Here is a 21,183-nt window from a genome sequence, read left to right as displayed (position 1 = left end):
GAGGCGCGGCCCGCCGGTCGGTCAGGTGCAGGCGCCGGTGTCGGTCGAGCGGGTCCGCTCGGTCCCGGCGGTCGCGGTCGACCTGGCCTCGTTGGCGGTGACCGCGAACCCGGTGTTCGGGTCGTCCGCCGCCGCCGCGAAGATCACGCCGAGCACCTGGCCGTTCGGTGCCACCAGCGGCCCGCCGGAGTTGCCGCTGCGGACCAACGCCCGGATCGTGTAGATCTCGCGGGTCACGTCCCCGGAGTCGTAGATGTTCGGTCCGGTGATCTTGCTGACGTCCCGGACCCGCGCCGACTGCGCGTTGTACGGACCGTCCAGCGGAAAGCCGAGCACGATCGCGTCGGCCTCGCTCGGCGCCTGCTTGGCGGCGAACGGCATCACCGGCGCCGAGAGCCCCGGCACGTAGATCACCGCCAGGTCCCGTTCCGGGTCGTAGACGACCACCCGCCCGTTGTGCCGGTCGCCGTCCAACTCCACCGAGACCGACCGGGTTCCGGCGACCACGTGCGCGTTGGTCATCACCCGGTCCTCGGCGTAGACGAACCCGGAGCCCTCGATCCGGCGGGAGCAGGCCGGCGCGGAGCCGAGCACCTTCACCACCGACCGCTTCCCGTTCACCACCACCTGGGAACCGGCCAGCGCCGGATCGGGCGGCGACACGTCGCGGGCACGGGTCGGTGCCAGCCTGCCGAACGGGTCCGGGAAGCCGTCGGTGTCGACTGTCTCCCGGAGCTGGTCCGACAGGGCCTGCGCCTGGGCCGGCAGTACCCGGTCGACCACGTTGATCAGCGCACTGTTGCGTACGGCGCTGGCCAGCCAGGGCAGTGACGAGGACCCGAGCGGTACCGCCACCAGCCAGGCGGCCAGCAGCACCGCGAACAGCGACACGAAGGCCCCGCCGATGTCGTCGGCCTTGCGGCCTGCCTGGCTCCTGATCGCGTGCCGCAGGTGCGAACCGACCCAGCCGGAGAGGGTCTGGCCGAGCACCGCCAGACCGAAGATCGTTATCAGCGCGACCAGGATGCGCATCGCCTCGCCGGTGAACTGCTCCGCGAGCAGCGGGCCGAGTTGCAGCCCGATCAGCAGACCGACAAAAAAGCCGGCGAGGGAGAGCCCTCCGACGAAAAAGCCCTGCCGGTAGCCGGTGATCGCAAACACCAGCATGAGCAGGATGAGGACCGCATCCACCACCGACACGACCCCAGCGTACGGGGACGGGGCACTCCAGATGACAGGCCGCTCACACAGAATCGGAATAAGCGCCCGGAATCAGCGCCCGGGGATGACCTTCCCGCTCCCCGAACCGGGCTCGGCCAGTTCCCCGTCGTTGCCCGCGTACGGGGCCGGGGTGGTGCGTACGGGTGGGAGTTCCACCACCCGGTCCTGCGGCCACGGTCGGTTCCAGCCACCCATCCCGAGCAGGGCGTCGAGCACTCCGGCGGTAAAGCCCCAGACGAGCATCCCCCGGACCTGGAAGGCGGGACCGACCCAACCGCTCGGGTGGCGGACCCGTAGCCGGTTGGCGGGGTCGACCAGTTCGGCGATCGGCAGCCGGGCGACGTGGGCGACCTCCTCCGGCTCCCGCGCGTGCACCGGATGCGGCCGGTGCCACCAGCCGAGGATCGGGGTGACCACGAAGTCGCTCACCGGGATCCAGAGCGGTGGGAGTTGCGCCAGCACGGTCACGGTCGCCGGGTCGAGGCCGACCTCCTCCTCCGCCTCGCGCAGGGCGGTCGCCGCCGCGTCGGCGTCACCGGGGTCGGCGGCACCACCGGGGAAGGCCGCCTGACCGGCGTGGGTACGCATGGTCGCCGCCCGCTGGAGCACGAGGACGTCCGGCCCGTACGCCGAGTCCTCGCCGAGCAGCACCAGTACGGCGCTGGGTCGACCGCCGCTGGTGGGCGTACGGAGTCGGGTGAAGTCCTCGGTACGGGCGGTGCGTACCCGGCTGACCAGTGGCTCGCACCACGGGGGAAGTTGTGCGCTCATGCCGGGACCACCACCCCGAGGTGCTGCTCGACCAGGGCGGCGAGCTTGTTGTCGTCGAGTGCGCCGGTGACGTCCAGGTGCCGGATCCGCCCCTGCGCGTCAACGAACACGGTGGCCGGCAGGCCGGGGGCGGCGACCCCGCTGCGGAGCTTCTCGCCGGGGTCGAACAGGGTGGGGAAGGTGAGGCCGAGTTCGCCGGCCAGGTCGCGGGCGTCGTCCCGGTCGTCGCGGGTGTCCACCCCGATGACGTGCAGTTGGCCGCCGGCCCGTTCGGCGAGCCGCTGGAAGGCGGGCAGTTCCTTGCGGCAGGGCAGGCACCAGGCGGCCCAGAGGTTGACCACGGCGGGTCCGCGTACGGCGGCCAGGGACACCTCGGCGCCGCCGGTGAAGCAGGGCAGCCCGACGTCCGGCAGCGGCCTGGTCGACCCGTCCGGTCTCCCGCCGGTGTCGGCCGGGGCCGCGCTCGGGACGGTGGTCAGTGCCGCGCAGTCGGCGAACGGTGCCGGGGGCTCCGGCTCGGGTGCGGGGTCGGACCGGCCGCATGCGGCGACCGCGAGCAGCAGCAGGGGCAGGAGCAGCCCGGCGAGCGGACGCCTCACGGTGCCTCCGCGGCCACCGCCGTGGCCGGGACCAGGACCGGGTCGATCCCGGCCGCGATCGCGAGTTCGCGGGCCCGTGGCCCCTTGAGCAGCTTGGCGGCGGCTTCGGGCTCGGTCGGGCCGAGGCCGTACGAGGGGCAGAGCGGGGCGAGTGTGCAGGCGCCGCAGGCGGGCGTACGGGCGTGGCAGACCCGGCGGCCGTGGAAGATCACCCGGTGCGAGAGCATGGTCCAGTCGCGCTTCTCGTAGAGCGCACCGACCGCGTGTTCGATCTTGACCGGGTCGGTTTCGGTGGTCAGCTTCCACCGGTGCATCAGCCGCTGGAAGTGGGTGTCGACGGTGATGCCCGGTACGTCGAAGGCGTTGCCGAGGATGACGTTCGCCGTCTTGCGCCCGATTCCGGGCAGCTTCACCAGGTCGACGAGCTTGCCGGGCACCCGGCCGTCGTACTGCTCGACCAGGGTCCGCCCCAGGTTGATCAACGAGGTGGTCTTGTTCCGGAAGAAGCCGGTCGGCCGGATCAGCTCCTCCATCTCGGCCCGGTCCGCGCCGGCGAAGTCGGCGGCGTCGTGGTAGCGGGCGAAGAGTTTGGGCGTGACCTCGTTGACCTTCTTGTCGGTGCACTGGGCGGACAGGATGGTGGCCACGGCGAGTTGCAGCGGGCCGTCGTGGTCCAGCTCGCAGTGGGCGTCCGGGTGCGTCTCGGTCAGCACCCGGCCGATCCGGCGAGCCCTTCGCTTGCGGCCGAGGTCGGTCTCGGCGGCGGGGGCAGGGGTACGGCTCACGTCGGTCAGCCTACGTCGGCCCACCGACCTCCCGGCCGGTCCTACCGTTGCGACCGCTGACTGACCTCCGCGCCGGTCCTGCCGGTCAGGCCGGCGGACTGATCTTCCCGGCCGCGTCGAGTTTCGCGGCGGAGTTGTCGAAGTCGGCGCCGGACAGCTCCTGGACCGCCTTGAGTCCCCGCTTCTGCGTGTCCAGGGTCGGCTTGCCCGCGCTGTTCATGTACGTCGAGACGAACTCGCCCCCGGACCAGCTCCCGTCGGCCGCGAGGGACACCTTGAGCACCCCGCCCCAGCCGAGCCGGCCGCTGTTGTTCAGCGCCCCGGCACCCCCGGCGAAGTTGCCCAGGCTGTACGCGATCAGCCGGCCCTGGTAGAACTCCATCCCGCGCAGCACGTGCGGCCCGTGTCCGACGATCAGGTCGGCACCGGCGTCGATCATGGCGTGGGAGAACTTGACCGGGTCGCCCCGGTTCTCGCCGAGGAACATCTCGGTGCCCGGCTTGACGTGGATCTTGTCGGTGCCCTCGCCGCCCATGTGCACCTGCACCACCACCAGGTCGGCCTGGGTGGTCGCCTTCTTGATCACTCCTGCGGCGGCGGGGATGTCGACCAGGCTGTTGTTCCACGGATACGACGAGAACCCGACAACCGCGACCTTGACCCCCTTGACGTCGACCACGGTGATCTGGTCCGGGGCCCCGGTGTTCGCCAGTCCCTGCTCCTCGAGGTGCTTCTGGGTGTTGCGGTAGCCGGCGGCGCCGTAGTCGTACCCGTGGTTGTTGGCCTGGTTCAGCAGCCCGAACCCGGCTTCCTTGAGGTGTGCCGCGTACGACGGGGGGACCCGGAACTGGTGGCACTGGGTGGAGCCGGCGCCGCACTTGGAGGTGCCGGTGTCGTCCGTTATCGGCTCCTCCAGGTTCCCCATCACCAGGTCGGCGGCGAGTGCCGGCTTGACCGAGTCGAAGAACCCCTTGCCGCCGTTGGCGGGCAGCCGCGCCGGAGCGTTGCCCATCACGATGTCACCGGTCGCCGAGAGCGAGATGACCTGTGCCGTCGTCGGGGCGGCGCTCGGCGACTCCGGGCCGGGCGTGCCGCCGTCGCCGGTCGGCTCGGCCTGCCACTGGGACTGGTCCGGGTCGTCGCCGAGCAGGCGCGTGGCGGCCACCCCGGCCAGCCCGACACCGAGCAGGAGGGCCACGACCGCCCCGATCACGAGGACGAGTCGACCCGGGCCGCGACGTCGGCGGTCCGGGCGGGGCGGAGATTGGCTGCTCTCGTACATCGCTCGCGACGCTACATAACCCGTTCACCTGGCGATGTCGGCCGTTCGGTTCGGGAAAACCGGTCACCGCGTCCAGAAAGGCCGCAATGTCCCCGATTCACCGGTGTTGACCTGCTCGATCGGGGGTGGTCTGCGGGGTCGGGTGGACGCGACCGCCTGGCGCGCGGATGATAGCCGCTGTCATGGTCGGACGGGTTACCGTGCCGGATCAAGTTTCCAGGGGTGCACCCCCGGATCCCGTTGACGTGCGCTTAGACTTGGCGGCGCGCGACGGATCATCGGCCGGCGGACCCGGCCGACGGAGGTGCGCGCAGTCGGAGGTGCGCGATGGACGAGGTACTGGCCCGCAGCGGGATCTTCCAGGGCGTAGACCCGGAAGCGGCCGAGGCGCTCGCCAAGGAGATGGAGACGATCGACGTCCGCAAGGGCGAAATCGTCTTTAACGAGGGCGAACCCGGTGACAGCCTCTATATCCTACTCACCGGCAAGATCAAGGTTGGTCGACGCGCCGCCGACGGCCGACAGAATCTGATCGCCGTGATGGGTCCGTCGGACATGGTCGGGGAGCTGTCGCTCTTCGACCCGGGTCCGCGTACGGCCACCGCAACCGCGGTCACCGACACCCGGTTGGTCCGGTTGCGCAAGCAGGCGTTGCGGCCGTGGCTCAACAACCGGCCGGAGATCGCCGAGCAGTTGCTCCGGGTGCTCGCCCGCAGGCTGCGCCGGACGAACGACTCCCTGGCCGACCTGATCTTCACGGACGTACCGGGCCGGGTGGCGAAGAACCTGCTGCAGATGGCGGGCCGCTTCGGCACCCGTGACGGCGGCGTCCTGCGGGTCACCCACGACCTGACCCAGGAGGAGATCGCCCAGCTCGTCGGCGCCTCCCGGGAGACGGTGAACAAGGCGTTGGCCGACTTCGCCTCGCGTGGGTGGCTGCGGCTCGACGGCAAGAGCATCATCATCCTCGACCCGGAGCGTCTCGCCCGACGCGCCCGCGTCTGAGTAACAGGGCACAAAAGCGGGGACCGCCGACCGGCAGTCCCCGCTTTCTGCTGTCCGCCCACTGATGCCGGGCCCGCGTTCTGCCCTGCGCTAAGGGGCCTCGACCGGACCGGTACGCACAGGCGAGGCTGGACGGATGCCACAGACCATCGCCGTACTCTCCGACATCCACGGCGTGCTGCCGGCGCTGGAGGCGGTGCTGGCCGAGCCGGACGTCCGCGCGGCCGACCGGATCGTGCTGACCGGTGACATCGCCGCCGGTCCGCAGCCCGTCGAGACCCTGGACCTCCTGACCGCGCTCGGCGACCGCGCCATCTGGGTACGCGGAAACGCCGACCGCGAGCTGGTCGAGATGCGCGCCGGCAAGGAGCCCTCGATCCCGGACCCGATCGCCCCGTGGGCCGCCGCACAGCTCCGCGACGACCAACTCGACCTGCTGACCTCACTTCCCGAGACGGTCACGTTCCCGGTCGACGGGCTCGGCACGGTGATCTTCTGCCACGCCACCCCGCGCGACGACGAGGAGGTCGTGCTGGTCGACTCCCGCCTCGACCGGTGGACCGAGGTCTTCGACGGGCTGCCCGACGAGGTCGACACGATCGTCTGCGGCCACACCCACATGCCGTACGTCCGGCTCGCCCACCGCCGCCTGGTGGTCAACCCCGGCAGCGTCGGCATGCCGTACGGCCGGTCCGGTGCCCACTGGGCCCTGCTCGGTCCGGGGGTGCAACTACGCCGCACCGCGTACGACATCGAGGCGGCCTGCACCCGCGTCGCCGCCGAGTCGACCTACCCCGACGCCGCCACCTGGGCCGACTACTACCTCCACTCCCGCGCCAGCGACGCCGAGGCGTTGACCGTCTTCGGCCCCCGCGACGGCCGCTGAAGCAAGCAGGACGGTCACCGGTGCCGGATGAGTCGGTCGTTAGCCGCGGGGCACCCGGTGGCGCCATGACTCGGCGAGGTCCCGCCAGCGCCCCCACGTCCGGCGCAGGTAGAGCAGGTAGGCCAAGCCCGAGACGACGCCGATCGCGAGCAGGGCCAGCGGGGTGCCGACACCGGGCAGGCCGTCCGCCGGGTACACCCGCCCGCCGGGGTCGTCGGGGTGGTACACGATCGCTACCGAATCGCCGACCTCCGGCGCCGGATCGGGGCGGGTGGCCGACGCGGTGACGGTCTGCCCGGCGGCGGTGGTGAACCGAACCGTCATGCCGGAGGTCCGTCGGGCCAGACTCACCACCGTGCCGGTGGCTGCCTGGCCGTCCCGCGCGATGCTCACCCGGTTCGCGTTCGCCGATGCCGCGAAAGCGATGTCGGCGGCCATGAAGAGCACGACCAGCACCAGGCTGAGGGCCGGGTGCCGTCGCCAGTAGCCGGGCCGCCACCTGCTCCGGGCGGGTCTTTCCGGCACCGCGTCCGCCGCCCGAGCATCCGGTACGGGTGCGAGGAGCTGCCGTCGGGGTCGCCCACCACCCCGCCTGTCCCGCCTGCCCATTGACGCCTCCCCACCCTCCGCCGTCCCTACATGGCACCACTTCGGAGCAATACACGATCAGAAAAAGTCAGGCTTGACTGTTTGTTTTCCGCGCGGGACGCTGGTGGCGTGTCCGCCGTCACCCGTGTGCCGCAGCAGGAGCGCAGCCGCGCGACCCAGGCCCGGCTGCTCGAAGCCACCGTGGACTGCCTGGTCGAACACGGCTGGTCCGGCACGACCACGACCGTGGTCGCGGCGCGGGCCGGCGTCTCCAGGGGCGCCCAGTTGCACCACTACCCCACCAAGGCCGCCCTGGTGATGGCCGCCGTCGAGCACCTGGCCGAACGGCGGGCGGAGGAGATCCGGGCCGAGGCCGTCGCGCTACCGTCCGGGCCGGATCGACTCGACCGAGTGATCGACATGCTCGCCACCGCGTTCACCGGGCCGCTCTTCGTCGCCGGTTTGGAACTCTGGCTGGCCGCGCGTACGGACCCGGAGTTGCGGGACGCGCTGGTGCCGCTGGAGGCGCGGGTCGGGCGGGAGATGCACCGGCTCACCGTCGAGCTGCTCGGCGCCGACGAGCGCAACCCCGGCGTACGGGAGTCGGTGCAGGCCACCCTGGACCTGCTGCGCGGGCTCGGGGTCGCGAACCTGCTCTCCGACGACTCGGCCCGCCGCGCCCCGCTGCTCGCCGTATGGAAACGCCAGCTCGCCGTCATCGTCAACCCGTAGTGCACCTGAGCACCCGAGCGAATCATCGGAGGCACCGTGGTCGACCTGGGTCAACTGCTGACCGACCTGACCGACGAATCAAGCGAGCTGGACGCGCTGGTCGCCGAGCGGCCGGCGGTCGACTGGGCCGAGCCGACACCCGCACCCGGTTGGACCATCGCCCACCAGATCGCCCACCTGGCCTGGACCGATCATCTGGCACTGCTGGCCGCGACCGACGTACCGGCGTTCTACGCCTGGCTCGAACACGCGGCGACGGATCCGGGCGGCTTTGTCGACCGGGGCGCGAACGAGTTCCTCGACCAGGTGATGGCCGGTGCACCCGACTGCTCGGCCGACCCGGACACCGCTCCGGCCGCCCTGCTCGACCGGTGGCGTACCGGCCGGTCGGCGCTCGTCGACGCCCTCGCCGCCGCCCCCGTCGGGACCAAACTTCCCTGGTACGGCACGAGAATGTCGCCCGCCTCGATGGCCACCGCCCGGCTGATGGAAACCTGGGCACACGGGCAGGACGTGGCGGACACGCTCGGTGTCACGCGTACCCCGAGCGGGCGGCTGCGGCACGTGGCGCACCTGGGCGTCCGTACCCTCGGGCACAGCTTCGCCACCCACGGCCGGGCCACGCCCGACGTGCCGGTCCGGGTCGAACTCCGCGCCCCCGACGGTGACGAGTGGACCTTCGGACCGGCCGACGCCCCCGACCGGGTCGCCGGGCCGGCACTGGACTTCTGCCTCCTGGTCACCCAGCGCCGGCACCGGACCGACCTGTCCCTGGTGGCGACCGGCCAGGTCGCCGACGAGTGGCTGGACCTCGCCCAGGCGTTCGCCGGGCCGCCCGGCGCGGGCCGGGAACCGCGCGCCGGCCGCGACCGGGCCGCCCGCCGCACCGCCGCCGGAACCCACCCATGAGTACGCACACCGCCCCGCCCGTCCTCCGGATCGGCAACGCCTCCGGTTTCTACGGCGACCGGTTCAGCGCCTGGCGGGACATGCTCGACGGTGGGGAACTCGACGTCCTCACCGGCGACTACCTGGCCGAACTGACCATGCTGATCCTCGGCCGGGACCGGCTCAAGAACCCCGATCTCGGCTACGCCAGGACGTTCCTGCGCCAGCTCGAATCGTGTCTCGGCATCGCGGTCGAACGCGGCGTCACCATCGTCACCAACGCCGGTGGGCTGAACCCCGCCGGGCTCGCCGACGCGATCCGCGCCCTCGGCACCCGCCTCGGCATCCCGGTCAGCGTCGGCCACGTCACCGGTGACGCGGTCGACCAACCGGACGCGTTGACCGCCAACGCATACCTGGGCGCGTTCGGCATCGCGCGCTGCCTGACGGGGGGCGCGAACATCGTGGTGACCGGTCGGGTCACCGACGCGTCCCTGGTCGTCGGCCCGGCGATCGCCAGGTTCGGGTGGACGCACGCGGACCTCGACCAGCTCGCCGGGGCGACCGTCGCCGGGCACCTGCTCGAATGCGGCACCCAGGTCACCGGAGGCAACTTCAGCTTCTTCACCGAACTGCCGGACGGCGGGCGCCGACCCGGTTTCCCGGTCGCCGAGCTGCACCACGACGGCTCCTCGGTCATCACCAAACATCCCGGCACCGGTGGTGGGGTGACCCGCGAAACCGTTACCGCGCAACTGCTCTACGAGATCGGCGCCCCGGACTACCTCGGCCCGGACGTGGTGACCCGCCTCGACACGGTGAAGCTCACCGACGACGGCCCGGACCGCGTACGGGTCTGCGGGGTGCGGGGGCTGCCGCCGCCGCCCACCCTCAAGGTGGGTGCCAACTCCCTCGGCGGGTTCCGGAACACCGCCACCTTCGTCCTTTGTGGACTGGATATCGAGACGAAGGCGGAACTGGTCGAGGCCCAGCTCACCGAGGCGGTCGGGGCGACCGGGCTGGAGTTCGTCCTCGCCCGTACGGACCATTCGGACGCGGTCGACACCGAGTCGGCGAGCGCGCTGCTGCACGTACACCTGCGCGACGGTGACGCCAAGCGGGCCGGGCGGTTGTTCTCGGCCGCCGCGGTGGAACTCGCCCTCGCCTCGTACCCCGGTTGCACGCTGACCGGTGTGCCCGGCGACGCCAGCCCGTACGGCGTCTTCACCGCCACCGACCTCCCCCAGGACGCCGCCGCCCACCTGGCCGTCCTCCCCTCCGGCGAACGGATCCCCGTCCCGCCCCCACCCCTCACCGCCACCCCACCATCCCATCCAACCCCACCGACCCCCGTCCCCCACCAGCCCGGACCGACCCGCCGCGCTCCACTGGGGACGGTCGTCGGAGCCCGTTCGGGCGACAAGGGCGGGGACGCCAACCTCGGGGTGTGGGTACGGGCAGCCGACGGCTACGCCTGGTTGCGTGACTGGCTGACCGTGGAACGCCTGCGTGACCTGCTGCCGGAGACGGCGAATCTCGACGTCGAGCGGTACGAGCTACCGAACCTGGCGGCGGTCAACTTCGTCATCCGGGGGCTGCTCGGTGCCGGAGTGGCCGCGTCCACCCGGTTCGACCCGCAGGCGAAGGCCCTCGGCGAACTGCTCCGGGCCCGGATCGTCGACCTGCCGGCGGCCCCGGCCGACAACCGTCCGGCCCCGATCAGCCACTCCACGGCGGGTGCGTCATGACCCCGTCGGCGTGTCCGTCTCGCACACACGTTCGGCCGGTGTCGGTCCGTATCGCCATCGGTGAGCTGCTCGTTACGGAGGTGGCGATGGCCCAGTCCATCGCCTTCGTCATCGCGAAGGGCATGGGAAGCTGACGTGGCCGTTCTGGAGACCGCGGTGCAGCCGCGGCAGCCGGCGTACCAGGGGAACAGGGCGGCGATGCTGGAGCGTCTCGCCGAACTGGACGCCGCCGTCGCCACCGCCCGTGCCGGCGGGGGCGAGAAGTACGTGACCCGCCACCACGCGCGGGGCAAGCTCCTGCCCCGGGAGCGGATCGAACTCCTGGTCGACCGGGACTCACCGGTGCTGGAGCTGTCCCCGGTGGCGGCGTGGGGCACCGACTATCCGGTCGGGGCGAGCGTGGTGACCGCGATCGGTGTGGTCGAGGGTGTCGAGTGCGTGATCGTCGCCAACGACCCGACCGTACGCGGCGGCGCGGTGAACCCGTACACCCTGCGCAAGACCGTACGGGCCGGGGAGATCGCGCTGGCGAACCGGTTGCCGCTGGTCAACCTGGTCGAGTCGGGCGGGGCGGACCTGCCCAGCCAGGCGGAGATCTTCATCCCCGGTGGGCAGGTGTTCCGGGATCTGACCCGGCTCTCGGCCGCCGGCATCCCGACCGTGTCGGTGGTGTTCGGCAACGCGACCGCCGGTGGCGCCTACGTGCCGGGCATGTCCGACTACACGATCATGGTCCGGGGCAGGGCGAAGGTGTTCCTCGCCGGTCCTCCCCTGGTGAAGATGGCCACCGGTGAGGTGACCGACGACGAGTCGCTGGGCGGCGCGGCAATGCACGCCTCCACCTCAGGTCTGGCCGACTGGCTCGCCGAGGACGAACGCGACGGGCTGCGGCTGGCCCGGCAGTGCGTACGCCGGTTCAACTGGCGCAAGCAGGGCCCGGCTCCCCGTACGGCCGTCGCGCCACCACCGAAGTACGACGCCGAGGACCTCCTCGCGATCGCTAGCGCCGATCCCCGTACCCCCTTCGACCCGCGCGAGGTCCTGGGCCGGATCCTCGACGGCTCCGAGTTCGACGAGTTCAAGCCCGGTTACGGCAGCGCCCTGGTCACCGGTTGGGGCGAACTGCACGGCTACCCGGTCGGGGTGCTGGCCAACGCCCGGGGGGTCCTCTTCTCCGAGGAGGCGCAGAAGGCGACGCAGTTCATCCAACTCGCCAACAACGCCGACACCCCGCTGGTCTTCCTCCAGAACACGACCGGTTACATGGTCGGCGCCGAGTACGAACAGGGCGGCATCATCAAACATGGCGCCTTGATGATCAACGCGGTGTCGAACTCGACCGTCCCGCACCTGACGGTGAACCTCGGGGCGTCGTACGGGGCCGGCAACTACGGCATGTGCGGCCGGGCGTACGACCCGAGGTTCCTGTTCATTTGGCCGAACGCGAAGTCGGCGGTGATGGGGCCGACCCAGCTCGCCGGGGTGCTCTCGATCGTGGCGAGGCAGGCGGCGGAGGCGAAGGGCCAGCCGTACGACGAGGACCGGGACCGGGCCATGCGCATGATGGTCGAGGGTCAGGTCGAGTCGGAGTCCGCCGCGCTGTTCCTCTCCGGGCGGCTCCTCGACGACGGGGTGATCGACCCCCGCGACACCCGTACGGTGCTCGGTCTCTGCCTTTCCGCGATCCACAGCGGCCCGGTCGCCTCGTCGCTCCACAGTGCACGAAGCGCCGGCTTCGGCGTCTTCCGGATGTGAGGGAATCCCCAATGATTCGCAGGCTGCTGGTGGCGAACCGGGGCGAGATCGCCCGCCGGATCTTCGCCACCTGCCGGTCGGTCGGCGTCGAGACGGTCGCGGTCTACTCCGACGCCGATGCCGACGCGCCGTACGTCAACGAGGCGGACTTCGCCGTACGCCTGCCCGGCCATGCCCCGGCGGACACCTACCTGCGCGCGGACCTGCTCGTCGCCGCCGCCCGCCGATCGGGGGCGGACGCGGTCCACCCCGGTTACGGCTTCCTGGCCGAGAACGCCAACTTCGCCACCGCAGTCACCGACGCCGGCCTGACCTGGGTCGGCCCGACCGCCAAGGCGATCGCGGTCATGGGTTCGAAGATCGGGGCGAAGGCGTTGCTGGTCGACGCCGGGGTGCCGATGCTGCCCACCGAGACCGAACCGGACCGGGTGACGGACTTCCCGGTCCTGGTCAAGGCGTCGGCCGGGGGCGGCGGGCGGGGGATGCGGGTGGTCCGGGACGCTGCGACCCTGACCGAGGCGGTCGCCTCGGCCCGCCGGGAGGCGGCCAGCGCGTTCGGCGACGGGACCGTTTTCATCGAGCGGTACGTGGAACAGGCCCGGCACGTCGAGGTGCAGATCTTCGCCGACAGCCACGGCACCGTGCTGCCGCTCGGTGAGCGGGAGTGCTCGATCCAGCGCCGGCACCAGAAAATCATCGAGGAGACCCCGTCCACGGCGGTCGGCCCGGAGCTGCGGGCGGCGCTTTTCGACGCGGCGACGGCGGCGGCCCGAGCGGTCGGTTACCTCGGCGCCGGCACGGTCGAGTTCCTGCTCGCCCCGACCGGCGAGTTCTTCTTCCTGGAGATGAACACCCGACTCCAGGTCGAACACCCGGTCACCGAGGCGGTCACCGGCCTGGACCTGGTCCGTTGGCAACTCCTGGTCGCCGAGGGCGGGGCCCTGCCGGTGCCGGGCGAGCCGACCGGTCACTCGATCGAGGTACGACTCTGCGCCGAGGACCCGGCGAACGTCTGGTTGCCGGCGACCGGGACCCTGCACCGGTTCTCGGTGCCGGAGGTGGTGACCGAGTTCGAACCGGTCCCGACCGGTGGCGCCGGCCGGGCCGGGCTCCGCCTCGACGCAGGCGTACGGGACGGGTCGGTGGTCGGGGTGCACTACGACTCGATGCTGGCCAAGCTCGTCGCCTGGGCACCGACCCGCTCCGAGGCCGCCCGACTGCTGGCCAGCGCCCTGTCCCGGGCCGAGTTGCACGGCGTACGCACCAACCGTGACCTGCTCGTACGCGTACTGCGGCACCCGGAGTTCCGTACCGGTGCGATCGACACCGGGTTCCTGGACCGGCATCCGGAACTCTTCGCCCCGCTGCTCTCCTCGGTCGACGCGGTCCGGATCTCCTGCCTCGCCGCCGCGCTCGCCGGTGCCGCCGACCGCCGACGCAACGCCCCGGTCCTCGCCGGCCTCCCGTCCGGTTGGCGCAACGTCCCGGCCGGCGCCCAGACCAGCGTGTACGACGGACCGTCCGGCCCGGTCGAGGTCGGCTACCGGCTGGACCGGACCGGGGCACTCGCCACCTGGTGGGTCCGCCCCGTCGACCCGGACGAACTCGACCTCGCCGGTCTGTACCCGTCCGCTCCCGCCCCGGCCGAGGAGCCGCCCGCGGTGACGATCCTGTCCGCCGCCCCGGACCGGGTGGTGCTCGACGTCGCCGGGGTGCGGACGGCGTTTGCCGTACACCGGGTCGGTTCGGACTCCTTCGTGGACGGCCCGGACGGTTCGGTGACGCTGTCGGAACTCCCCCGCTTCCCCGAGCCGGCAGCCGACCTGGCCGAGGGTTCCCTGGTCGCGCCCCTGCCGGGGGCGGTCAGCCGGGTCCTGGTCGTCCCCGGCCAACGGGTCGCGGCCGGTGAACTCCTGCTCACCCTCGAAGCGATGAAACTCGAACACCCCGTGCACGCCCCCGCCGCCGGAATCGTCGCCGAGCTGCCGGTCACCGCCGGCAGCCAGGTCGAAACCGGCGCTGTGCTCGCGGTACTCACCGACGCGTAAAGGAAGGCCACCCCTCATGGACTTCGATCTCACCTCGGAACAGGAACAGCTCCGCGACGCGGTGCGCGCGTTGGGCCGCCGCTACGGGCACGAGTACTACGTCAAAAAGGCGAAGGCCGGCGAGCACACCACCGAGCTGTGGCAGGAGGCCGGCAGGCTCGGCTACCTCGGCGTCAACATCCCCGAGGAGTACGGCGGCGGTGGCGGCGGCATCACCGAACTGGCGATCGTCTGCGAGGAACTGGCCGCGACCGGCTCCCCCCTCCTGATGATCGTGGTGTCGCCCGCGATCGTGGCCACGGTCATCACCCGGCACGGCACCGAGGAGCAGCGCAAACGCTTCCTCCCCGGCATGGCCGACGGGACCCTGAAAATCGCGTTCGCGATCACCGAGCCGGAGGCCGGATCCAACTCGCACAAGCTCGGCACGATCGCCCGCCGCGACGGCGACGACTGGCTGCTGTCGGGACGCAAGTGCTTCATCTCCGGGGTGGACGACGCCGCGTACGTGCTGGTCGTCGGGCGTACCGAGGACGCCACCACCGGCAAGCTCAAGCCGGCCCTGTTCGTGGTCCCGACCGACGCTCCCGGGTTCACCAAGTCGAAGCTCGACATGGAGATCCTGTCCCCGGAGAGCCAGTGGATGCTCTACCTGGACGACGTCCGGCTGCCCGCCGACGCGTTGATCGGTGGCGGGGTCGACGTCGGACTACAGGCCCTCTTCGCCGGGCTGAACCCCGAACGCATCCTGGTCGCCGCCCTGGCCGCCGGCTCCGGCCGCTACGCGATCGAGCGCGCCTCGTCGTACGCGGCGAACCGGAAGGTCTGGGGTGGCCGGACCATCGGCTCCCACCAGGGGCTTTCGCACCCGCTCGCCCACGCGGCCGTACAGGTCGAACTGGCCCGACTGATGATCGCCAAGGCGGCTGCCCTCTACGACGCCGGCCGCGACCTGGACGCCGGAGTCGCCGCGAACATGGCCAAGTACGCCTCGGCCGAGGCCGCCGCACTCGCCGTCGACACCGCCATCCAGGTCCATGGCGGCAACGGCATGACCACCGAGTACGGCGTGGCCACCCTGCTCGGCACCGTACGCGCGACCCGGATCGCCCCGGTCAGCCGCGAAATGATCCTCAACTTCGTCGCGCAACACGTACTGGGGCAGGAGAAGTCGTACTGAGACTTCTCAACCCGGTCGTTCAGAGTCCGACGAGATAGTTCCTGAGCATCAGCGGGGGCCGTGCCGCGAACAGGATGATGAGGCCCGTGACGAGCCCACCCAAATCTTCGTTCGAGAAGCCGTTGCCGAGGGTGATGAGCGTCCAGATCACCCAGACGAAGAAGGCGAGGCTGACGAGAGCGGGTGTGACCAAGCGCCGGCTGAGCAGGGCTGCCCCGGTGGCCATGACCAGGAGCAGGGAGCTGGTGAATCCCCCCACGCAGGCGAAGAACCTCGGGTCATCTTCACCATGCAGAACATCGCTGAGACTCAGGACGACGCCGACCACGCAAATGGCGCCCGTGACGAGGAAACGAAAGAAGCACAGGACCAGGTAGCGGCGGGCGATCTTGGGGCTGGGTGGGTGGCGGTGAAGAGTAATCATCAGCAGTTGTCACGCTCGTTACCGACCCCCGACATCGCAGCAGCGTACTTCGGCACCGGCATAACCTGCTGCCCCTGATTGCGCGCTCTCGTCGCGCAACGTGTTGTCGGTGTGTGGCGCCGGTGGAGGTAACTTCGGCTGGTGACGACGCTTCCAGGCGACTACACCGCCACGCTGCCGCGCAAGCGCATGGGATCGGCCGTGCTGCTACGTGATCGGGAGGACAGGATCCTGCTGGTCGAGCCGACGTACAAGGACTACTGGGAGTTTCCCGGAGGCTTGGTCGAGGACGACGAGCCGCCGTACCGGGCTGCGGTTCGGGAGGTGGCCGAGGAGTTGGGGCTGTCGGTCGCGCCGGGACGGCTGCTGGTGGTCGACTGGGTTCCGCCGGAGTTGGGGCGTACGGATGGGGTCATGTTCGTCTTCGACGGCGGCCTGCTCGACCCGGTACGCGAAGCGGAGATCAACCTTCCCGCCGACGAACTCCGTAGCTGGGCCTGGTCGACGCCGGAGGAGGCGGAACAACGCCTGCCGCCCCTGCTCGCCCGCCGGGCAACCGCCGCGCTGCTCGCCCTGACCCAGGGAACAACCCTCTACCTGGAAGACGGCAACCCCGTCACCTGACGGTCGCGCGGGCGGCCGGTTGACCCGACCGCCCGCGCGAGCAGAACCAGCTCAGAGCCGGCCGAGCACCGCGAACGGGTCAGCGTCGGTCCCGCTGTCAACGGCGGCGATCCGCCGACGCAGGGTGTACGTCTCCCCCGGTGCGAGCGTCACCTGACGCTGGCTCATCACCCAGTTGTACGCCGCATACGCACCGAACCCGCCCTCGTCGTAGAGCAGTCCGTACGTCTGCCGGTCGGTGCCGGTCATGCCGATCCATGGTGCCGTCGGCGGGTAGTCGGCGGGGTCGCTGGCCTCGATGGTCCCGTGCCCCGCGATGCCACTGCGCTGACCGGCACCATCGTGGTCGAGCGCGTCACCGGCCCAGAAGGTGCTCGGTGTCGTGCCCCGGTTGGTGAAGGCGCTCTCGGCCACCACCCACGGCTCGTTCGGCCGGATCGTGTACGTCGTCACCACCGCGAGATTGGCGACGGTGGTGCTCGCCCCGGTCGCCCGTACGGTCGCGGCCGGGCCGCCCGCCGAGAGCACCTCGATCGAGTCGGTCCGTACGGTCCGCTGCTGCCAGGCGTTACCGCCGCGCGGCTGCGCGGGTGAGGCGTACGGCAGGTTGATCCAATCGAGCTGGTCCAGCCGGCCGACCATCGCCATGTCGAGCGGCTTGCCGACGGCTACCGGGGTCAACTGGGAGTCGTCCGTACCGGCGGAGACGGCCAACGCCACCAGGTCGTTGCTGAGCACGATGTCAGTGGTGGTGGCCGACGCCTGCGGACCGGGCACCGTACGCCCGGTTCCCGCCCTGGTGGCCGCCCGGTCGAGCCGCAGGTCGAGCTTGGCCGGCGTACCGTCGACGACCGTGACCGGGCGACTCGCCGGCTCGTAGCCGACCCCGTTGACCGCGACGGTGTAGTTGCCGGGCGGCGCGAAGGCCAGCACCTCGCCCGACGGGTCGGTGGTGCTCGCCACCAGGCGGCTACCGTCCTCCCGGGTCACGATCACCTCGACGTTCGGCAGGGCCTTCCCGGTCGCCGCGTCGGTGACCTGCCCGACGATCCCGTCCCCGGCGTCGACCCGCTGCGCGCCCGGCTTGCCGTCGCGGACCGCGAAAGCCGCGATCGTGTACGCCGGAGACGCAGCGTCCCGCGCGTCGAGCACGATCCGCAGGTCGGCCCGCCAACGCTTCTCGTTGACGTCGCAGATGACGTAGCCCCGGTAACTTCCGTTGTAGAACTTCACGTGCGGGTTCGCCGCCAGACCCGCCCGTACGTCCGGGTCCCAGCTCGCCCCCGACGAGATCGAGGTGCCGACGAACTCGCTGGCGACGACCATGGCGCGCGGGTCGTCGAAATCGGTTTTCAGGTCGTTGACCCAGTGGGTGTGCCAGTCACCGCCGAGCACGATCGGGTTGCCGATCTGGTGCTTCACGATATGGTTCAGGATCCGGTTGCGCGCCAACGGGTAACCGTCCCACTGGTCCAGGTTGACGATTTTCGTCGGGCCGAGGTCGTAGTCGAACTGGGCCATGATGGTCTGCTGGGCGATGACGTTCCACTGGGCGGTCGACTGGCGCAGCCCGTTGAGCAGCCAACGTTCCTGGTCGGGGCCGGTCATCGTCCTGGCTGGGTCGAAGACCTCACCGGTCGGTTCCTTGCGCCCGTCACCGAGCGCCTGGTCCGATCGGTACTGCCGGGTGTCGAGCACACTGAACTGGGCCAGCTTGCCAAAATCGAACCGGCGATACATCAGCATGTCGGCGCCGTCCGGCTTGTGCATGGGCCGCAGCGGCAGGTGCTCGTAGTACGCCTGGTAGCCGTTGGCCCGACGCTCCAGGAACGGCCGCCCGTCACCGGCGTTCGGCGGGATGTCCCCGGCGTAGTTGTTCTGCACCTCGTGGTCGTCCCAGGTCATGACGAACGGGAACCGGGCGTGCGCGGCCCGCAGGTCGGGCGAGGTCTTGTAGAGGGCGTGCAGCCGACGGAACTCGGTCAAACTCCCGTTGGTGGTTTCGTAGATGTAGTCGCCGAGGTGCACGACAAAGTCCAGCTCCTGGGCGGCCATGTCGCGGTAGGCCGGGTAGGGGCCACCCACCCACGACTGGCAGGACGCGAAGGCGAACCGCATGTGTTCGATGTTCGCGCCGGGCCGGGGGAACGTCCGGGTACGACCGGTGCGGCTGTAGACCCCGTTGGCCTTGAAGCGGTACCAGTACCACCGGTCGGGCGCCAGGTCAGAAACCAGAATGTGTACGGAGTGCGCCGACGCCGGGTCCGTCATCCGCCGACCCGACTGCACCACCCGCCGGAACTCCGGATCGGTGGCGACCTCGAAGTTCACCGCTACCGGCTCCGCCGGCATGCCACCGTCCACGGTGTTGAGCGGATCCGCCACCAGCCTCGTCCAGAGCACCACACTGTGGTCGTCGGGCTCACCCGAGGCGACCCCGAGGGTGAACGGCGCCGGGTCCATCTCGTCCGCGTACGCCGGGGGAAGTTGCGCGATCAGTTGGCTCACGGCGACCGCACCCGCGGTCCCTCCGGCCAGGGTCAGGAAATGTCGACGGCTGATCGGGGAAGCGTCCGACACGGGGCACACCTGCTTCGGGTAGGCACAGAGTTGTGCCAGACACCCTGTTCACCCCGCCTGCCCACCACCTGAAGCCAACATGAAGCCCGCCCGTACGCCAGGAGTCAAGATCCCCGTACGCGCATGCCTCGGGGCGGGTTAGCCTCCACTGGTAACGATGGTTCCGGGCGACTGCAGCGCCACATCGCCTCGCAATGCACGGGCTTGGCCGCGCTGCCACGTGACCCAGACGGCCGAATTCTGCTGGTCGAGCCGGTATACACGCCGAGAACTGCCCGGAGGCGTGCTCGAGGCTGACGAGTCGCCGTACCGGGAGGTGACTGAAGAGGTGGAGTCTCGTCTCCAACTCTGCTCACCCGCCGCGCCCCGGCCACGCTACTTGCCCTTACAGAGGGAACGACCCTGCACCCCAAAGACCCAGCCGCGATGGATCGCAAGATCGTCGAATCGGTGAAAAGCAAACACCGCATACCGCTTGCGACCTGCTCGCCTATTGGGAACAGCGCCGAGCCGAGCAGCACGCGGCACTCGAAGCCACCGCTCAACCTTAAGGACAAAGGAGATTTGAGATTGCACCCCAACTACGGCGCGTAGCGCAAGGCGCATTCGGTTTCGCCGCAAGTGCCCGACAGGGGAGGATTTACTACTACTTCGGGCTCGACCCTTCTCCTGGCATCGTCTTCAATCTCCCTCTTCCGTATATTTATCAAGGAGCTCAGCGGCAACAGCCGGCGGAAGAATGGTCGACCAGATAATTTCACCGGGCTCCGGCGCCAATCCAACGACCCCGCCAGGCTCAGCTAGCCACGCATCCCTATCTATACCCGGCACAGCATCCAAGATTACTGCGAAGATCTTTGGATCTGCGATATTTTCCGTACCGACCGCCAAGTATGTCTCGCCATCCGCAGCTCGCGCCAACACCGTTATGCTATAGCCCTGAAAAGCAGCCTGATATGAGTGTCCGGTCCGGAGCGAACGCACGATCAACTCGCAGACAATCCTACGGACCTCCCAAACCCATGCGGTCGCGTGTTCAAGCTCGAGACGCTTCCAGTCCCATTCATCTGGCAACCAGCGATCAGAAGACACGCCCTCCTGATGCTTACCATCTCGCCGTGCTGCAGCAGCCATGGACGCATAGAAGTCCGAAGGATCGCCATCTCTTCGGTAGCCCGCAGCGCCCAACCACCAGGGAGCCAACTGAACCTGGGGTTCCCCTGGAGGTTGATCACCATCGGACAGGCGAATTGCCGCCCCCCGCCACCGACCCGCCTTTACCTTGAACCAGACTCGATCAGCAAGGGCGAGAATGCGCTCCACACCACCGGCCGCATGGGTGTCGGGCAGCCGCTGCGCTTCCTTGATCAAGAGGTGGTCAAGGTCAGACATGCGCACGTCGAGGCTCGGGATCGGCAGGTCGAGTGCTCGCGCGCACGAACGAGTTGGTCGAACAGGCAGGGGCTCATCGTTCATTCCGATGAGCCTAAGGTCCTAAGACAACTAAATCCAGACGTGACAAATCAGTTCGTCTCAGGCATCCCGCCATATTGATCAAGCTCGTCTGCGGGCACCCCCGTTAGCAACGACACGGCAGCTTGCGGCGAACCGTCTAGCTGACGCAGCGCCGCCCGCACGCCTTCATTGATCTCAGCCCGATGCGCATCGATATATTCGCGCACAGCGGCGTCAACGACTTCCTTCTTTGCCTTACCTAGGAAGTGAGCAGCGTGCGAGATGAGTTGGTCAGTATCAACATCAACTTTGATGGGAGCGGACGTAGCGGCCATATGAGCCCCCTTCCAGCAACCAGAGTACCGTGGTACCAAAGTACCCGACAACACCGATCTCTAACCCGGCACACTACAGGCCCCACGCGCCGACCAGCAGAGATAGGGCCAATTTGGGTGTTTTGTCCCTTTTTTCCCGACTACATCTCACACCTAGCGGAACGATCGCGGGAAGCGCACGTGATGCGAATCACGAATTACTCGGCGTGTCGCTGACTTCTGGTGACCACGGCGTTGCTAGGCTGCCGCGCTAGCTTTGCTGTTCAGCGCGGCAGCC

The 21,183-nt window shown here is 69.9% G+C and carries 19 protein-coding genes; 9 read left to right on the top strand and 10 right to left on the bottom strand.

What is annotated here, in order from left to right; all coding sequences use genetic code 11:
- Positions 1-21: 21 nt before the first annotated feature.
- The 5 genes from ACWEFB_RS20305 to ACWEFB_RS20285 form a co-directional block, all read right to left on the bottom strand.
- Positions 22-1,200, bottom strand: a complete 1,179-nt coding sequence (locus ACWEFB_RS20305) for a MarP family serine protease (protein ID WP_452287473.1) — start codon at positions 1,198-1,200, stop codon at positions 22-24.
- 72 nt (positions 1,201-1,272) lie between these two features.
- A complete protein-coding gene (locus ACWEFB_RS20300) occupies positions 1,273-1,992 on the bottom strand; it encodes an NUDIX hydrolase (protein WP_452287471.1) in 720 nt (239 codons plus the stop codon).
- Entirely contained in the window at positions 1,989-2,591 is a 603-nt protein-coding gene (locus tag ACWEFB_RS20295; RefSeq protein WP_452287469.1) for a TlpA family protein disulfide reductase, read from the bottom strand. Before ACWEFB_RS20295 ends, ACWEFB_RS20300 begins: the two co-directional genes overlap by 4 nt.
- Positions 2,588-3,400: an endonuclease III gene (gene nth, locus ACWEFB_RS20290; protein ID WP_442792080.1), complete on the bottom strand. Its 813-nt coding sequence runs from the start codon at positions 3,398-3,400 to the stop codon at positions 2,588-2,590. Before nth ends, ACWEFB_RS20295 begins: the two co-directional genes overlap by 4 nt.
- Positions 3,401-3,461: 61 nt before the next feature.
- Positions 3,462-4,658: a CapA family protein gene (locus ACWEFB_RS20285; protein WP_452287467.1), complete on the bottom strand. Its 1,197-nt coding sequence runs from the start codon at positions 4,656-4,658 to the stop codon at positions 3,462-3,464.
- Positions 4,659-4,985: 327 nt separating this feature from the next.
- Between ACWEFB_RS20285 and ACWEFB_RS20280 the strand changes: the two genes are divergently transcribed.
- Together ACWEFB_RS20280 and ACWEFB_RS20275 are read left to right on the top strand one after the other, a co-directional pair.
- Positions 4,986-5,663: a Crp/Fnr family transcriptional regulator gene (locus tag ACWEFB_RS20280; protein ID WP_326561599.1), complete on the top strand. Its 678-nt coding sequence runs from the start codon at positions 4,986-4,988 to the stop codon at positions 5,661-5,663.
- 136 nt (positions 5,664-5,799) lie between these two features.
- On the top strand, positions 5,800-6,549 hold the full coding sequence (locus ACWEFB_RS20275; protein ID WP_452287465.1) for a metallophosphoesterase family protein: 750 nt from the start codon (positions 5,800-5,802) through the stop codon (positions 6,547-6,549).
- A 39-nt stretch (positions 6,550-6,588) separates the two neighbouring features.
- Here ACWEFB_RS20275 and ACWEFB_RS20270 read toward each other — a convergent pair whose 3' ends face one another.
- Positions 6,589-7,158, bottom strand: coding sequence for a hypothetical protein (locus ACWEFB_RS20270; RefSeq protein WP_452287463.1), 570 nt, complete (start codon positions 7,156-7,158; stop codon positions 6,589-6,591).
- Between the two features lie 108 nt (positions 7,159-7,266).
- On the opposite strand from ACWEFB_RS20270, the gene ACWEFB_RS20265 reads away from it, so the two are divergent.
- The 6 genes from ACWEFB_RS20265 to ACWEFB_RS20240 all read left to right on the top strand — a co-directional run bounded on the left by ACWEFB_RS20265 (position 7,267) and on the right by ACWEFB_RS20240 (position 15,488).
- Entirely contained in the window at positions 7,267-7,869 is a 603-nt protein-coding gene (locus ACWEFB_RS20265; RefSeq protein WP_452287461.1) for a TetR/AcrR family transcriptional regulator, read from the top strand.
- Positions 7,870-7,905: 36 nt separating this feature from the next.
- Complete coding sequence (locus ACWEFB_RS20260; protein WP_452287459.1) at positions 7,906-8,778, top strand: TIGR03084 family metal-binding protein; 873 nt, start codon at positions 7,906-7,908, stop codon at positions 8,776-8,778.
- Positions 8,775-10,505 carry an acyclic terpene utilization AtuA family protein gene (locus tag ACWEFB_RS20255; protein ID WP_452287457.1) on the top strand — a complete coding sequence of 577 codons (1,731 nt, stop codon included), beginning with the start codon at positions 8,775-8,777 and terminating at the stop codon, positions 10,503-10,505. Before ACWEFB_RS20260 ends, ACWEFB_RS20255 begins: the two co-directional genes overlap by 4 nt.
- A 198-nt stretch (positions 10,506-10,703) precedes the next feature.
- Positions 10,704-12,260 carry an acyl-CoA carboxylase subunit beta gene (locus tag ACWEFB_RS20250; RefSeq protein ID WP_452287739.1) on the top strand — a complete coding sequence of 519 codons (1,557 nt, stop codon included), beginning with the start codon at positions 10,704-10,706 and terminating at the stop codon, positions 12,258-12,260.
- 11 nt (positions 12,261-12,271) lie between these two features.
- Complete coding sequence (locus ACWEFB_RS20245) at positions 12,272-14,308, top strand: acetyl/propionyl/methylcrotonyl-CoA carboxylase subunit alpha (RefSeq protein ID WP_452287455.1); 2,037 nt, start codon at positions 12,272-12,274, stop codon at positions 14,306-14,308.
- Positions 14,309-14,324: 16 nt separating this feature from the next.
- A complete protein-coding gene (locus ACWEFB_RS20240; protein WP_452287453.1) occupies positions 14,325-15,488 on the top strand; it encodes an acyl-CoA dehydrogenase family protein in 1,164 nt (387 codons plus the stop codon).
- A gap of 19 nt (positions 15,489-15,507) precedes the next feature.
- Here the strand turns inward: ACWEFB_RS20240 and ACWEFB_RS20235 are convergent, their stop codons facing one another.
- Positions 15,508-15,912 carry a hypothetical protein gene (locus ACWEFB_RS20235; RefSeq protein WP_452287451.1) on the bottom strand — a complete coding sequence of 135 codons (405 nt, stop codon included), beginning with the start codon at positions 15,910-15,912 and terminating at the stop codon, positions 15,508-15,510.
- A 141-nt stretch (positions 15,913-16,053) separates the two neighbouring features.
- On the opposite strand from ACWEFB_RS20235, the gene ACWEFB_RS20230 reads away from it, so the two are divergent.
- Complete coding sequence (locus tag ACWEFB_RS20230) at positions 16,054-16,536, top strand: NUDIX domain-containing protein (RefSeq protein WP_452287449.1); 483 nt, start codon at positions 16,054-16,056, stop codon at positions 16,534-16,536.
- A 51-nt stretch (positions 16,537-16,587) separates the two neighbouring features.
- On the opposite strand, the gene ACWEFB_RS20225 is transcribed toward ACWEFB_RS20230, so the two are convergent.
- From ACWEFB_RS20225 to ACWEFB_RS20215, 3 genes are all read right to left on the bottom strand, one after another.
- Positions 16,588-19,116 (bottom strand): alkaline phosphatase D family protein, encoded by a 2,529-nt coding sequence (locus ACWEFB_RS20225; RefSeq protein WP_452287447.1) that lies wholly within the window; start codon positions 19,114-19,116, stop codon positions 16,588-16,590.
- Between the two features lie 681 nt (positions 19,117-19,797).
- Positions 19,798-20,592: a hypothetical protein gene (locus ACWEFB_RS20220; protein WP_452287445.1), complete on the bottom strand. Its 795-nt coding sequence runs from the start codon at positions 20,590-20,592 to the stop codon at positions 19,798-19,800.
- 47 nt (positions 20,593-20,639) lie between these two features.
- Positions 20,640-20,906 (bottom strand): hypothetical protein, encoded by a 267-nt coding sequence (locus ACWEFB_RS20215; RefSeq protein WP_452287443.1) that lies wholly within the window; start codon positions 20,904-20,906, stop codon positions 20,640-20,642.
- Positions 20,907-21,183 lie beyond the last annotated feature (277 nt).

The sequence above is a fragment of the Micromonospora sp. NPDC004704 genome (assembly GCF_053601675.1).
Note: the sequence above shows the minus strand (reverse complement) of the source record. Positions and strands in the feature narration are given on the sequence as shown.